The sequence below is a fragment of the Nonomuraea sp. NPDC050790 genome (genome assembly GCF_044456745.1).
GTDB lineage: Bacteria > Actinomycetota > Actinomycetes > Streptosporangiales > Streptosporangiaceae > Nonomuraea.
The window spans coordinates 225,156-238,814 of the sequence record NZ_JBITGF010000004.1 but is presented as its reverse complement, the minus strand read 5'-3'; the positions used below and the strand labels follow the sequence as shown (position 1 = coordinate 238,814).

Sequence of the window (13,659 nt, the reverse complement as noted above, 5' to 3'; positions counted from 1 at the left end):
CCCGCGACCCGCCGCCCGCGTCTCCGCCGGGGCCGCACACCTTCCCTCGCCCCGCACATTTCTCTCGCCCGCGCGCGCCCGTCCCCCTCACCCCCGCGCCCCGCCACCATGCCCGGCCGAGCGCTCTCCTCCCGCGATCTCGCCCATCGGAGCGGCGCACCTGCCCCCTTCCCGCCGCAGAACCGAGGCCCACCTCAGCTCACATCGGCGACTACACTTTCACCACAGTCGCTATACTATTTTAAACGAGCATATAAAATCACGACCTCCCCCTCGCGTCGCCGAGAACCCCCTGGGGCCGTTGTGACCCGATCTCCATAGCCGCAGACTGCGCGGCAAAGGAGGTGGCGCATGAGCCCCGTGAGGCGAGACACGCGCGATACACCAGACAAGGTCAGCCGGCGAGCATTCTTAGGCAGCGTAGGCGCAACGGCTATAGCCATGGTCGACATGGACGCCGCCATAGCCGCCTCGGCCAGAGCCGAGTCCAGCGGCGTGCTGGCCAACAGCTTCGGGCGTATCTTCCAACTCCCGGCGTTCGCCCCCGCCACCGACACCGTGCGAGCCGGCCTGATGGAGATGGGCAGACCGGGCGGCTTCATGGACGCCAAGGACCCGTTGGAGTTCGGCCCGAGGCGCCTGATCACCGAGCCGGAGCTCAGCCCCAACAACCTGGACAACCCCACCCAGACCGCCGGCACCACCTTCCTGGGCCAGTTCCTCGACCACGACATGACGTTCGACCGGCTCTCCCCGCTGGGCGTACCAAAGCGCCCGGAGGACTCCCCCAACACCCGCACCCCGCAGTTCGACCTCGACTCGGTGTACGGCGGCGGCCCCGACGTCAGCCCCCACCTCTACTCCCCCAGCGACCGAGCCAAGTTCCGGATCGAGAACGGCGGCGCGTTCGAGGACCTCCCACGCCGAAGCGACGGATCCGCGATCATCTCCGACGAACGCAACGACGAGAACCTGATGATCGCCGGCCTACACGCGGCCTTCATGAAATTCCACAACAAGGTGGTAGACCGAGTCCGTGCCCAGGGCCTCCCCAACACCTTCGGCACCGCCCGCCTCAACGTCCTGTGGCACTACCACTGGATCATCCTGCACGAGTTCCTCCCCCAGTTGGTCGGCCAGCCCCTGATCACCCACATCCTGCGGAACGGCCGCCAGTTCTACCGCCCATCGACCGCGTTCATCCCGGTGGAGTTCCAGATCGCCTACCGCATGGGCCACAGCATGATCCGCCCCTCCTACCGCGCGAACATGAAGGGCGACCCCGGCGACCAGCCGTTCTTCGGCTTCATCTTCGACCCGATCGCCGAAGGCCAGGCCGACCCGGTAGACCTGCGCGGCGGCGCCAGGGCCCGCCGCCGCTTCATAGGCTGGCAGACCTTCTTCGACTTCGGCGACGGCGAGGTCAAGCCCAACAAACGCATCGACACCAAACTCTCCACCCCGCTGTTCAACCTCCCCCTGCAAACCATCACCAGCGGCGACCCCCCAACCTCCCTGGCAACCCGCAACCTGCTACGCCACCTGACCTGGTCCCTACCATCCGGCCAGCGCCTGGCCCAGACGATGGGCATAGCCCCCATCAGCACCGCAGAACTCGCCACCTTCAACATAGGCATAGAAACCCAAGCCCCCCTCTGGTACTACGTCCTGAAAGAGGCCGAAACCCTGGCCAACGGCCAATCCCTGGCCGGAGTAGGCGCCCGCCTGATCGCCGAAGTCTTCATCGGCCTCCTCCAACTGGACTCCCAGGGCTACCACCGCAACGCCCCCAACTGGCGCCCGTTCCTGCCCAGCCGTACCCCGGGCGACTTCCGCATGGTCGACCTCCTCACCTACGCCGAAGTAGACCCAACCACCCGCAACCAGTAGCGATCCGGCAAGGCGCGGGATACCGGAACCCCTGACGCGCCTACGGCGTAGGTGATGCAGCGGCCGCCATCCATAGCCGCGTCGCCTTGACCAACCGAACCCAGTCACACACCCGACGCATGGTCACCAGCCGCGGTATGAAAACCGCCGGATTGCGAGAGCTCGTCTCCGGCGCGCCAAGGCTGCGGCTGGTAACCCTAGAACGGTGAGCGCCTCGGCCTGGCCGGCGCCGTTGCCAAGGACTCGATACAACTCCAGCGCACGGGCAAGGTTGGTACCCACCGCAAGCAGGTATCCGGTCAGTTGCTGGGCGGCTCCCAGGTCATTGAGCGCAGGGCCTACCCGACGTGGTTGCCGGTGGCGCGGTGCAGTTCAAGGGCCCGAGTGAGACTTGCCATCGCCACCTCGAGATGGTCCGCGCGCCCTTGGAGAGAGCCAAGATAGGTGAGCGCATTCGCCTCGCCAAGCAGGTTGCCAAAGGCTCGGTAAAGGTCCCTCGCCTGTGACAAGGTCTTGGTGGCCTCCCGGTGGTCGCCGTTCCAGCTCTGAAGGACGCCCAGGTCGTTGAGCACGTCGGCCTCGGCGAGGGGATCGCTGACGCTGCGTGCCGTCTCCAGGGCGACGCGATGCAGATGCAGGGCCTGGTGCCAACGTCCGGCAGCCCCGCCGGCCGAACGGCGTCCACTTCCGGCATGCTGGCAGGAACGCCCTGCGTCATATGAAGATCCGCCTCACGGGCGGCAGCGTGGAAAGGGCATCGGCGGGGTCGACTGGGAGTTGGCCGGGAGTGTGGCCATGAAGACGTACGAACAGTTGCCCGTCGGGGAAGCGGGGAGCGAGTTGGTGTGCAGCATGTTGGGCGAAAGCGGTCTTGCCCACCCCGGCCATCCCGTCGATCCCGAACACGCTGGCATTCGCCCCGAGCACCTCGTCCATCTCGGTGCGGCGCCCGGTGAACAAGGCGACATCGGCCGGCAAGGTGTGCGCCGCAGTGGGCCAAGCGCCGGCCTCGACCTCTCCGTGAATCCCACGGCGATGGTCCCTACTCCGGGGAAGCGCCCGCCCTTCACCCTCACCTCGATGCAGTAGCGCGATCACCGAGACGGCCAGCCCGGCCGCGCCGATGAACATGCTGATCACGCTGGCCCGCTGATCCAGCGCCGACAGAAGAGACGCGGATAGGTGCAACGGATCGGCCAGCAGTCCAACCATGCCTGTCATCAGCAACCCGACCGGCAGCACGATCAAGGCGATACGCGTCCCCCGGCGCCAGGCACCACCGTGCGGAGGCTGAGACCTCGACATGCTTCAACACTGCCGTCCGGGTCCGTCGCATGGGACTCGAAGTGATGGAAGCTTCTCAGGTGAGCACGTCCAAGGTGCCGGACCCGGATGCGCCCGGTGGCGTTCGTGACCCCCGGTCTCGTATACGTGAAACCCCGTGGGCCGCGTCCCGGTCCAGCCCACGGGGTCCCGGCGCGGGCAGCAGGCGGCATCCCGCGCGCGAACCGGTCTCGGCGACCTCCCCGGAAAAACCGAGCCCGGAGGCATAAGAAAGGCGTGGCCCCGGACGCGCAGGGAGGGGGCCGAGGCCACGCCAGTCGACGGCGCCATGGCGCCATGCGGCGGCGTGGCTACCGCAGCAGAGGCCACGCACCAAAGCGAACCGCCGAGTGCGCGTCCCACTGCGCGCTGGGACGCACACACGGCAGATCTGCCTCGGGCAGTGAGGTGTAGGACTTGGTGTAAGTCCCCTGCCCGAGAGCCTTAGATGGGCAGCGATGCGCTGCCGGAAACCCGCCACGACCAACTCCACCAGGCCGAATGACCGGGGATGTCAGCGGCAGTCGCGGGCGGCACCGGGCCAGGTAGCTCGCCCACGACTGCCCGTGGGCCACGATGGGCCCACGGTGCGCGCCGAGCCCATGAAGGTCTCCAGACGCGTCACATCAAGCAGGCTCAACGACGGCCCGCGTCCCCGCGGGGCCCTTTCGGTGGAGTCGCCCCGCGGGAACACTTCGACAAGTCATTCATCGGCGGTCGCAGATGGCGTCCCTGCGGCCGGACGCCATCCGCGACCACCCATGGGTCGCAAACCCCAACCCATGACGCACCAGAACCCCAAGGGGAATGCGGGGTTCCAGCGCACAAGAAAGATCCAACTCCCAACGAGCGACCCGCTTCACATCAGCGAACTCCGCATAGACCGACAGCTTCGGCAGCCGCGGGCGATGCCCCCGCGCAAAGACACCGCCCGCGACCACCTACGGCGCACCGGAACCCCAAGGGGAATCGAGGTCCCGGCGCTGGACAAGAAAGATCCAACCCGCTCACCTTGCAGGCATCACGTCAGCACACTCCGTATGGACCAACAACCTTCGGCGGGCGCGGGCGGTGTCCCCTGTAGCGGAGCACCGCCCGCGACCACCCATAGGCCGGCAAACCCGGCCATGGTGCACCAGAACCCAGGGGATGAACGGATCCGGCGCGTCAGTGAGGTCCAACTGCTACCCACCCGAAACTGTGAGGCGCTTTGCTCGAATGGTCGACGTCACCCGTGACCCCGCGCCGCAGCCAATGACAGCAACATGTGATTAGACGTATCCATTGGTCTAGGCAGACGTATCCAGACGCACTAGCGTGCGTATATGTCCAACGATCCGAGCGCGCTCGACCGACACGGACCCGTGCCGATCTATAAGCAGGTCGCCGACGAGATTCTCAAGAAGATCCAGAGTGGCGAGCTTCCAGCCGGCGCACCAGTGCCGAGCGAGGCCCAGCTCGAAAGCGACTACAACATCGCCCGGACCACAGCGAGACGCGTCGCCCGGGAGCTTCGTGAGCAGGGCATGGTTTATACGATCCAGGGCGAAGGCACCTTCGTCGGCGAGCCGGGCGTACCGCGTCGACCTCGCAAGATGCCGATCTACCAGAAGATCGCGGAGGCGATGGCCAAGCGCATCCAGCGCGGTGACATCGCGCCGAACCGAGCCATCCCCGGTGAGAAGGACATGATGCAGCTGTACGGCGTGGCCAAGGTCACGGCCCGCCAATCAGTCTCATTGCTGCGCGAGCAGGGCTGGGTGTTCACCGTCCCTTATCGAGGCACCTACGTCGCCCACCCTGACAAGTGGCCGATCAACGAGGATCGCTAGGGTCATCGCGCCTCCCCGCAGAGTAGGTGCATCCACATCTGATCCGTCTGCGCCGCAGGAAGCCACGTCGACTCATGCACGAACACCTGCTTCCTCTCTCTCGTATACCGCCGTATGAACCGCAACCCACCACCCTGGCAAAGCTCGTAGTACACCCTCCGGCAGCAGCAGGTATGCGCCTTGACCCGCACCCGCTCCGCCCGAGGGACCGCGACGTCCCAGTCGATCTTCCGCGCCCAAGGCTGCGCGGGAGCCGGATGAGGTGACATGCACTGCGGTTCCGGCACACCCAGAGAATACGTCTAGTTGTATCGCTCCGTCTAACAGAACGAGCGACCCGTCTATTTAGTAGGAGCGTTATGAGGGACCTCGTACCCGTTCGTCTATCTTGCGGATGTGATCGACTACGACGGTGACACGCACGTCTACATCCAGATCGCGGAAGCCCTGCGCAACCGCGCCGCGGAGCTCACCGCCGGGCAGCCGATGCCGAGTGAGGCCGAGATCCAGCAGGAGTTCGGGGTGGCCAGGACCACGGCGCGGCGGGCGATTCACATGCTGCGCGAGGAAGGTCTGATCTACACGGTCCAAGGCGAGGGCACGTTCGTCGGGTCGCCGGAGGACGCACCGCGGGCCGTACGGAAGATGCCGCTCTATCGGCAGATCGCGCACGACCTTCGGGAGCGGATCACCTCAGGACAGCTTCAGCCGCGCAGGCCGGTCCCGCCGGAGTCGACCATCCAGCAGCAGTACGACGTGGCGCGGGAGACGGTCAGGCGGGCCATGGCGTTGCTGCGAGAGGAGGGCTGGATCTACACCGTCCCGGCTCGGGGCAGTTTCGTGTCGCCTGAGGACGACTGGCCTAAGAAGCGGTGACTACACGCAGGTACAGGCAGACGACTTCTGTGTCGTCTGCCACCTGCTGTCCCTCGTCTGCCCAGTAGCGGCGGTGGGCATCGCGCCAGTGCTCAAGCGAGCGGAAGCCTTCGCCTTCCGCCTGCGCGAACTCCCAGGTCACGGCGGCGAACGGCACCACTTCGACGGAGGTCACGGCCACCTCGCCCACTCGGGCGCCGGCGTCGTCGACCAGGACCAGGTGTTCGCCGACGTGCTCCAGGTCCTCGCCCTCGGCGCGGTAGTCGGACTCCAGGAGCCCGGCCGTGGCGGTCTTGGCGCCGGACAGGACCAGGCCGTTGAGTTCGGCGCGCAGCGGGCCGGGGGTGCCGAGGTCCAGCACTCTGAGGCCGTCGATTCTTCCCCACATAGTGGGACTCAGCATAGGTGTGAGGAACGCACTGGTGCTGGTGATGGCTGCCTCTCGGATGGGTGGGCGCGCCGCCGTACCGTCTGGGCATGGTCGGATGGTGCATCGCGGTGCTCGGCGCGGCCATGCTGGCCGCGCCGAGCACCCAGGCGGCGAGCGGGTACATCTGCGTGACGGGCGAGTTCAGCCAGGGGTGGGTGAGCGCGGAGAACTGCGCGGGCAACGGGCTGCGGGACGTCACGGTGATCATCTGGTACGGCGACGCCGGCACCTACACCTGCCGAAACGCCACCTTCTACCCCCTGGCCTCTCACCTGGAAGCCACGGGCTGCACCGTCTAGGGGGACAGGGCGTCGATCAGGTCGCGGATGGCGGTGCGGTGATCGCCGGGACGCCAGGCCAGCGCCAGCTCGCACGGCGACAGCCCCGTAACCGGGATCGCCCTGATCCCCGGCCGCCGGTAGATCTCGGCGTTGCCCGAGGCGAGCAGGACGACGGCGTCGGTGCTCTCCAGCGCCGCGAAGGTCTCCTCGGCGTTCGTCACGGTCGAGCAGACCACCGGCGCCCGCCCGCCGCGTTCGTCGGTCGCCAGCCAGTGGTCGCGCAGCGGTCCCGCGCTCTCCGGCAGGGCAAGAAACGCGTCGTCCAGGAGTTCGGCGAATCCGACCTCGTCCCGTACGGCCAGCCGATGCCCCTCACGGAAGGCCACCCAGCGCGGCTCGCGGGCGACGACCTGGACGTTGAGATCGTCCTGACCGGGTATCGGCAGCCAGACGAACGCCGCGTCCACCTCGCCCTCGGCCAGTCCCGCGGTGGCGTCGGACCAGTTGACCTGGCGAATCCGCAGTTCGCAGCCGGGACGGCGGGTGGTGAACCGTTCCCTGATCGCCGCCAGCAGGCCGCGGCCGACGCTGGTGGACATGCCCACGGTCAGGCGCGAGGTCTGCGCGGCGGCGGCGTCGCCGACGGCGCGCTGGGCCTCGTCCCACCGCTGGAGCAGTTCGCGGGCGACCGGAAGCAGCGCCTCGCCCGGCTCCGTGAGGGATACCGCACGCCGGTTGCGGTCGAACAGCTTCACCCGCATCAGGTCTTCGAGCTGGCGTATCTGCTTACTGAGCGTCGGCTGCGCGATGTAGAGGCGCTCGGCCGCGCGGGTGAAGCTCAGCTCCTCCGCCACGGCGACGAAATATCTCAGGTCTCGCAGGTGAGCATCCATAGCCGTTGACTATTACAGCAGCTATTGGACCTGCGAGGAAGGTCCGTTCCATCATTGCCCCTCATGAGCACCTGAGGATCGTCTGGCGATCATCGAGACCTGCACCCGTATGGCCTGGCACTCCGACCAGCGCGAGTGGAACCGCCTGGCCGAGGTGTTCGCGGACTCCGTGACCCTGGACTACACGAGCCTGAACGGCGGTGAGCCCGCCACGCTGACGCCCGCCCAGATCGTCGAGGCGTGGTCGGGCCTGCTGGGCGCGTTCGACGCGACACAGCACCTGATCACGAACCACCTGGTGACCGTCGAGGACGGCACCGCGGTCTGCACGGCGTCGTTCCAGGCCACGCACCGGCTCGCCAACCCGCACGGCTCGCCGCTCTGGACGCTGGGCGGCACGTACCGCTTCGACCTGGTCCGGTCAGGTGGCGGCTGGAAGATCAGCGGGGTGGTGATGACCGCCACCTGGGCCGACGGCAACAAGGACCTGCTGGCGCCGGCAGCCGGATGATCGCCCTCGTGACCGGCGGCAACCGAGGCATCGGCCGGGAGGTCTGCCGGCAGTTGGCGGAGCTGGGCCACACGGTCCTGCTCGGCTCCCGGTCGCCGATCGCCGAGGAGCTCGGCGGTGACATCGTCCCGCTGCGTCTCGACGTCACCTCCGCCGCGGACATCGCGCAGGTGGCGGCCACTGTCGCCGAGCGGTACGGCCGGCTGGACGTCCTGGTCAACAACGCCGCCATCGCCTACGACACGTGGCAGGGCGCCGCGGACGCCGATCTCGGCGTAGTCCGCGAGGCGGCCGAGACGAACCTCTACGGCCCGTGGCGGCTGACCCAGGCGTTGCTGCCGCTGCTGCGCGAGAGCGCGCACCCCCGGATCGTCAACGTCTCCAGCGAGGCCGCCTCCCTCACCAACATGGGCGGCGGCACGCCCGCGTACAACACCACCAAGGTGGCGCTCAACGCCCTGACCCGCATGCTCGCGGCCGAGCTGCGCGCCGACGGCGTGCTGGTGAACGCGATCTGCCCCGGCTGGGTCGCGACCGACATGGGCGGGCGGGGCGGCCGTCCGGTCTCGGCGGGCGCGGCCGGAGTCGTCTGGGCGGCCACCCTGCCCGACAACGGCCCGACCGGCGGATTCTTCCGCGACGGCCGCCCCCTCCCCTGGTGATCCCTGTGAAGGACCGATAAATGATCTTGGTAACGGGCGCGACGGGCAACGTCGGCGCCGAAGTGGTCCGTGCTCTGGTCGCGGCCGATGAACCGGTCCGTGCTCTGGTACGGGCTCCGCGCGCCGTACCCCGTCTGGACGGCGTCGAGACGGTCACCGGCGACCTCAACCGGCCGGAGAGCATGACCGATGCGCGGCGCGGGGTGCGCGCGATGTTCCTGCTTCCCGGGTACGAGAACCTGCCGGAGTTGCTGGCCGAGGCCCGCCGTACCGGCGTCGAGCAGGTGGTGCTGCTGTCCGGCGGGTCGGCCGGGAGCGGCGACCTGACCAACGCGGTCACCCGCTACATGGCCGCGTCCGAGTCCGCCGTGCGGGCGTCCGGGCTGGCCAGGGTGCTCGGCCGCGATCTGACCTTCGTCGGGCTGACGAACGAGGAGGCGCGCGCCGAACTGCTAGCCACCATGCCCGCCGAGTACGTGGACGCGTTCTTCGACTTCTACGTGACCGGCACGCTGGACGAGTCCGTCGTCCGCCCGACGGTCCGCGAGGTCACCGGCCACGACCCCCGCACCTTCGATCAGTGGGCCCAGACCCACCTCGGCACGCCGTGAACGCGACCATGCGGCGCACGCTCGCCGCCTGCGTGATCGTGGCGGTGACCGGCTGCTCCACCCCCGACGCTACGGGCGGCTTCGCCTCGCCCAACCCCGGATCGGTCAACACGTACTGGATCCAGGGCCCCGAGGGCCTGGTCGTCATCGACACGCTGCGCACTCCGGGCGACGCCCGCGAGGCGGTGGCCGAGATCAAGAAGACCGGCGAGCCGGTGGCCGCCATCCTGCTCACCCACTCGCATCCCGACCATGTAGGTGGCGCGGGCGCCTTCGACGCGGCGTACCCCGAGGCGCTCATCTACGCCTCGAAGGCGACCGACGCGGCGATGCGGGAGGACAAGCGGGGTTTCTACCCCTTGGCCCGTTCCGCCAACGCCGACTTCCCCGCCCAGGTCACCTACGCCGACAGGACCTTCGACGACAACGCGCCGCTGCGGGTCGGCGGGCTCAGCTTCGAGACCGCCACGTTCGCCCACGGCGAGTCCGACACCGCGACCGTCTACTACCGCCCGGACACCGGTGACCTGTACGCGGGCGACCTGGCGACCGCCAAGGTCACGCCCGCCCTGCTGGAGGGCACCAGTTGCGGCTGGCTCCAGGCCCTCGACCAGCTTGACCGGCGTTTCCCCCGGGCCGGGACGATCCACCCCGGCCACGGCGCCGCAGGCCCGGCCCGCGCCCTGATCGACGGGCAGCGCACGTACCTGCGTCGTTTCCGCGATCTGGTACGGCCCGCCACCGCCCCCGACTCCCCCGAGGGCAGGACGGTCGCCCCGGGCGAGCAGAAGTCGATCATCGAGGAACTGGAGCGCGCCTACCCCGGCCACCCTCCGGTCGCCGACCTGCCCACCATCGTGCAGGAGAACATCAAGGCCGTCGCCCGCGAACTGTCCGCCGAGAACCCCGCCTGCGCGGACGGACTGCTGGCACCCGTGCGGGCCTACGTGAGCGCGGTCAACGACGGAAACCTCGACGCGCTGGCCCAGACGTTCGCCCCCGAGGCGGAACTCGTCGACGTCGGACGGCGCTTCGCCGGCCGCCCCGCGATCCGCGCCTGGGCCCAGGCCGAGGTGATCGGCGGCAGGCTCACCGTCACCCGAATCGCCGAGAACCGCCCCGGCTACCAGCGCCTGCTGGTCCGCTTCGCCCCCGGCGGCCAGGGCGGTTTCGCCGCCTACTACGCCTTCACGGTGAACGGCTCGTCCATCACCAAAGCCGAACTGACCTACGCCGACTGATCAAGGAGCTCCCATGGAAACCGTGAAGTTCAAGGCCGGAGACGCGACCCTGACCGGAAACCTGTACCTGCCGGACACCCCAGACTCGGCGCCCGGCATCGTGGTGGCAGGCACCTGGACCAGCGTCAAAGAGCAAATGGCCAACCGATACGCCGAACGACTTGCCGACCGCGGCTTCGCCGCCCTCTCCTTCGACTTCACCGGCTACGGCGAATCCGAAGGCACCCCCCGCGACTACGAAGCACCAGACCGCAAGGTATACGACATCCACCACGCCGTGACCTTCCTCGCGAACCACCCCGCCGTAGACCCCGGCCGCCTCGGCGCCCTCGGCGTCTGCGCCGCCGCGATGTACATGAGCGGCAACGCCGTGTCCGACCCCCGCATCCGCTCGCTGGCGCTGGTCGCGCCGTGGCTGCACGACCTGGAGATCTGCCACCAGGTGTACGGCGGCGCCGACGGCGTGGCCGGCAAGCTGGCCGAGGCGGAGCGCGCCCGGACGACCTTCGAGTCGACAGGCGAGGTCGAGTACGTGCCGGTGGTCAGCGGCTCCGATCCACGGGCGGCCATGCCGTTCGACATCGACTTCTACCTCAACCCCACCCGCGGCGGCCTCCCCCACTGGCCCAACCGCTTCGCGGTGATGGCGTGGACGGGATGGCTGGGCTACGACTCGATCTCCCTGTCCCCCCGAATCACCCAGCCCGTCCTTTTGGTCCACAGCGAGGACGCCGCCATCCCGGAGGGAGCAAGACGCTTCTACGATGGCCTGACCGCCCCCAAGAAGTTCATCTGGACAGACGGTGACCAGTTCGCCTTCTACGACCAGGACCCCCAGGTCACCACCGCAATAAACGCCGCCACCACCCACTTCACCCAAACCCTCAAGTAACCACCCAGCACACACCCCGCTTACTTCATTGCCAGTGCGCCGATCATCACCGCGTCCTGGGCCGGCGCCTGCCCGCCCAGGACATCCCGAACACGCTGGACAGCGGCGGCCACCTGTTCGCCTAGGGCGACGACCTACTGATAAGCCGCGCTCCACGGTGTGGATGCCGCGGGCTACCGGACTCGAACCGGCTCAGCCCCGTCCAGGGCGTCAGCGTCAACGAACGCTGGTAACGATCTTTCCCATTCGCCTTTGCCCGCGGCGACAGCCCCAAGACTACGCCCGATTGGCGACCGCGGGCCGCCCAGCTTCGATGATCCACAACGCGGTGGCGCCCATACCGGCGAGAAGCTGCCCGGCGATCAGCACGATATGGACCTCGTACGACCAGTCAACGTTCTGGTTGATCACCATCAACGCCACGAACGCGGCGATCAGCAGGTTGGCCCAGCCGCCGAGCCTGCTGTGACGGCTCTTCTTCAACCAGAGCGCCCAGGCCGGCGCCCGGCCGGTGATCACGCTGTAGACGCCCACCGCGGCATTCATCGCGGCCAGGGCAAGCAGAATCCACGCGAAAGTGATCACTCGCCCATTATGGGCCGCTGCCCGCCGCAGCGCGAGCCGTGCCCAGCGCGGACCCAGTGAAGCAGCGAGCAGCCACTTCGCCGGTGCGCGCACCCAGAGCCCCTATCGCCCTGACCGCTGTGACCGCACTGCGATCACCATCGCCACTGTCCACACAACGCCGAGCACGAGGCCGCGCGCCGTCACATAGGCCGCCGTGATCCGGTCAGGCCCCTCCACGACGTAGTCGATCACAGCCTGTCCCAGGAAAAGCACCGTGGTGAAGACGGCGGAGCCGACAGCAAGTTGATCCAGCTTCTGGCCTCGAAAGAACCGACGACGCGACAACCGATTCACCCCCGTCTTCCGAACCCCACGGCCGCGATCCACCGCCGACACGACCCATCACGCACGAACCATCGCATGGCTCCTCCTGCAGGAGCAATCGCCTACCGACCGCAAGCTGCCCCAGGACGCCAGAGCCGTCCTTCCCGGCCCACGGCTGGGGGAGCGCGAGGGGCCGGAGGCCTCTCGCTGGGGGTGCGGGGGCTTGCCTCCGCTGTCACAGCCCCGAGCGCGAAGCGTCCCGTGCGAGGACCTTGTCTAGAAGACCGGGATGATTTCTTCTGGGTCGATGAAGTCCACGGCCACGCCCTCCAGGTCCAGCTCCGGTATAGCCGGAAACGCGATCCCCCACCGTTCCACGATCGCGCGGACCCTGGCCATCGCCTGGCGCCAGTTCTCCGCCTGCTCCTCGTACGACAGCACCCCCAGCCCCGCATCCCTCGCGTGGTCCATCAGGACCCGGTGGTTGTTCAGGAAATAAGGGGGCAGTTCCCAGAACCCCTCCGGCGGCTCCCAGAGGATCATGGAAAGGAACACGAACCCGGCCCGCAGCTGCCGGGTGATCAAGGACTTCACATCCTCGGTCAGCCCAGGCCACTCGTTCTCCAGAATCGTCATGCAAATCTGGAGATGTCGGGACTCGTCCCGGCCGATGCGCTGGAACATCTCCCCGAACACCGGATGCCGCGTCCCCGACGCCATCCCCCTGAACAGGGTCGACGCCGCCATCTCCCCCATCATGAAGCTAGTGAACAGCACCGGCAGTGAGTACTTGCCCACCGCCGAGCTGTACCCCGTCCAGTACCGCCCGCCGTTGTGGTACAGCCACCCGATGTTGTTGTGCGCGGCCCGTTCGAGGTCGTCGGTGGGCGTCCAGTTCAGGGGCCCGCCGGGCCACAGGCGGGCGATGGTGCGCTGGCAGCACTCCTCGTGGTTCATCTCGTCGCGGGTGATGGAGAAGAAGCACTTACGCACCGGATCTTCCTCGTGCTTCTCGAACGCCTGGATCGTCGCGCGGGCGAACACCGCCGGGCCCGAGGCGTCGAAGTTGGCGAGGACCGCGAACCAGTACATGATCCCCAGCCGCTGCTCCCGCGTGAAGTCCTCGGCCACCAGGCCGTCCCAGGGCAGGTCGGCGGGGTTCCAGAGCACGGACTTGGACTTCTCGTAGATCGCCGCGAGCTTCTCGGTCTCGACCCGCCACTCCATCGGGTAGATGTTGGGCTGCGGAATCTCGGGCGCGGGCCAGAATCCGCCGTCGGGCACGCTGAGGTCGGCCATGTGACACCTCCGCCTCCCATCGTGCGG

15 protein-coding genes are annotated in these 13,659 nt (G+C 68.1%); 9 read left to right on the top strand and 6 right to left on the bottom strand.

Features of this window, described 5'->3' with window-relative positions; all coding sequences use genetic code 11:
* Positions 1 to 450: 450 nt before the first annotated feature.
* Positions 451 to 1,890 (top strand): peroxidase family protein, encoded by a 1,440-nt coding sequence (locus tag ACIBEJ_RS21535; RefSeq protein ID WP_397184543.1) that lies wholly within the window; start codon positions 451 to 453, stop codon positions 1,888 to 1,890.
* A gap of 338 nt (positions 1,891 to 2,228) precedes the next feature.
* Here ACIBEJ_RS21535 and ACIBEJ_RS21530 read toward each other — a convergent pair whose 3' ends face one another.
* Positions 2,229 to 2,462, bottom strand: coding sequence for a tetratricopeptide repeat protein (locus tag ACIBEJ_RS21530; protein ID WP_397184542.1), 234 nt, complete (start codon positions 2,460 to 2,462; stop codon positions 2,229 to 2,231).
* 142 nt (positions 2,463 to 2,604) lie between these two features.
* The gene (locus ACIBEJ_RS21525) at positions 2,605 to 3,138 is read right to left on the bottom strand and encodes a hypothetical protein (RefSeq protein ID WP_397184541.1); all 534 of its coding nucleotides are present in this window, start codon (positions 3,136 to 3,138) and stop codon (positions 2,605 to 2,607) included.
* Positions 3,139 to 4,538: 1,400 nt separating this feature from the next.
* Between ACIBEJ_RS21525 and ACIBEJ_RS21520 the strand changes: the two genes are divergently transcribed.
* Entirely contained in the window at positions 4,539 to 5,045 is a 507-nt protein-coding gene (locus tag ACIBEJ_RS21520) for a GntR family transcriptional regulator (RefSeq protein ID WP_397184540.1), read from the top strand.
* 396 nt (positions 5,046 to 5,441) lie between these two features.
* Positions 5,442 to 5,921: a GntR family transcriptional regulator gene (locus tag ACIBEJ_RS21515; protein WP_397184539.1), complete on the top strand. Its 480-nt coding sequence runs from the start codon at positions 5,442 to 5,444 to the stop codon at positions 5,919 to 5,921.
* Here ACIBEJ_RS21515 and ACIBEJ_RS21510 read toward each other — a convergent pair.
* Positions 5,908 to 6,309: an ASCH domain-containing protein gene (locus ACIBEJ_RS21510; RefSeq protein ID WP_397184538.1), complete on the bottom strand. Its 402-nt coding sequence runs from the start codon at positions 6,307 to 6,309 to the stop codon at positions 5,908 to 5,910. The two genes, ACIBEJ_RS21515 and ACIBEJ_RS21510, sit on opposite strands and share 14 nt — an antisense overlap.
* 89 nt (positions 6,310 to 6,398) lie before the next feature.
* On the opposite strand from ACIBEJ_RS21510, the gene ACIBEJ_RS21505 reads away from it, so the two are divergent.
* On the top strand, positions 6,399 to 6,650 hold the full coding sequence (locus tag ACIBEJ_RS21505; RefSeq protein ID WP_397184537.1) for a hypothetical protein: 252 nt from the start codon (positions 6,399 to 6,401) through the stop codon (positions 6,648 to 6,650).
* Here the strand turns inward: ACIBEJ_RS21505 and ACIBEJ_RS21500 are convergent.
* Positions 6,647 to 7,525, bottom strand: coding sequence for a LysR family transcriptional regulator (locus tag ACIBEJ_RS21500; RefSeq protein ID WP_397184536.1), 879 nt, complete (start codon positions 7,523 to 7,525; stop codon positions 6,647 to 6,649). The genes ACIBEJ_RS21505 and ACIBEJ_RS21500 overlap by 4 nt on opposite strands.
* Positions 7,526 to 7,607: 82 nt before the next feature.
* Between ACIBEJ_RS21500 and ACIBEJ_RS21495 the strand changes: the two genes are divergently transcribed.
* The 5 genes from ACIBEJ_RS21495 to ACIBEJ_RS21475 are packed head-to-tail and all read left to right on the top strand — an operon-like array spanning position 7,608 to position 11,442.
* Positions 7,608 to 8,036 (top strand): nuclear transport factor 2 family protein, encoded by a 429-nt coding sequence (locus ACIBEJ_RS21495; protein ID WP_397185274.1) that lies wholly within the window; start codon positions 7,608 to 7,610, stop codon positions 8,034 to 8,036.
* Positions 8,033 to 8,698 carry an SDR family NAD(P)-dependent oxidoreductase gene (locus tag ACIBEJ_RS21490; RefSeq protein ID WP_397184535.1) on the top strand — a complete coding sequence of 222 codons (666 nt, stop codon included), beginning with the start codon at positions 8,033 to 8,035 and terminating at the stop codon, positions 8,696 to 8,698. The genes ACIBEJ_RS21495 and ACIBEJ_RS21490 overlap by 4 nt, the downstream gene beginning before the upstream one ends.
* Before the next feature lie 20 nt (positions 8,699 to 8,718).
* Complete coding sequence (locus ACIBEJ_RS21485; protein ID WP_397184534.1) at positions 8,719 to 9,309, top strand: SDR family oxidoreductase; 591 nt, start codon at positions 8,719 to 8,721, stop codon at positions 9,307 to 9,309.
* The gene (locus ACIBEJ_RS21480) at positions 9,306 to 10,550 is read left to right on the top strand and encodes an MBL fold metallo-hydrolase (protein ID WP_397184533.1); all 1,245 of its coding nucleotides are present in this window, start codon (positions 9,306 to 9,308) and stop codon (positions 10,548 to 10,550) included. Before ACIBEJ_RS21485 ends, ACIBEJ_RS21480 begins: the two co-directional genes overlap by 4 nt.
* Positions 10,551 to 10,563: 13 nt before the next feature.
* Positions 10,564 to 11,442: an alpha/beta hydrolase gene (locus ACIBEJ_RS21475; RefSeq protein ID WP_397184532.1), complete on the top strand. Its 879-nt coding sequence runs from the start codon at positions 10,564 to 10,566 to the stop codon at positions 11,440 to 11,442.
* A gap of 276 nt (positions 11,443 to 11,718) precedes the next feature.
* Here the strand turns inward: ACIBEJ_RS21475 and ACIBEJ_RS21470 are convergent, their stop codons facing one another.
* Together ACIBEJ_RS21470 and ACIBEJ_RS21465 are read right to left on the bottom strand one after the other, a co-directional pair.
* Positions 11,719 to 12,027: a hypothetical protein gene (locus ACIBEJ_RS21470; protein WP_397184531.1), complete on the bottom strand. Its 309-nt coding sequence runs from the start codon at positions 12,025 to 12,027 to the stop codon at positions 11,719 to 11,721.
* A 582-nt stretch (positions 12,028 to 12,609) separates the two neighbouring features.
* Complete coding sequence (locus tag ACIBEJ_RS21465; RefSeq protein ID WP_397184530.1) at positions 12,610 to 13,632, bottom strand: hypothetical protein; 1,023 nt, start codon at positions 13,630 to 13,632, stop codon at positions 12,610 to 12,612.
* Positions 13,633 to 13,659: the final 27 nt, after the last annotated feature.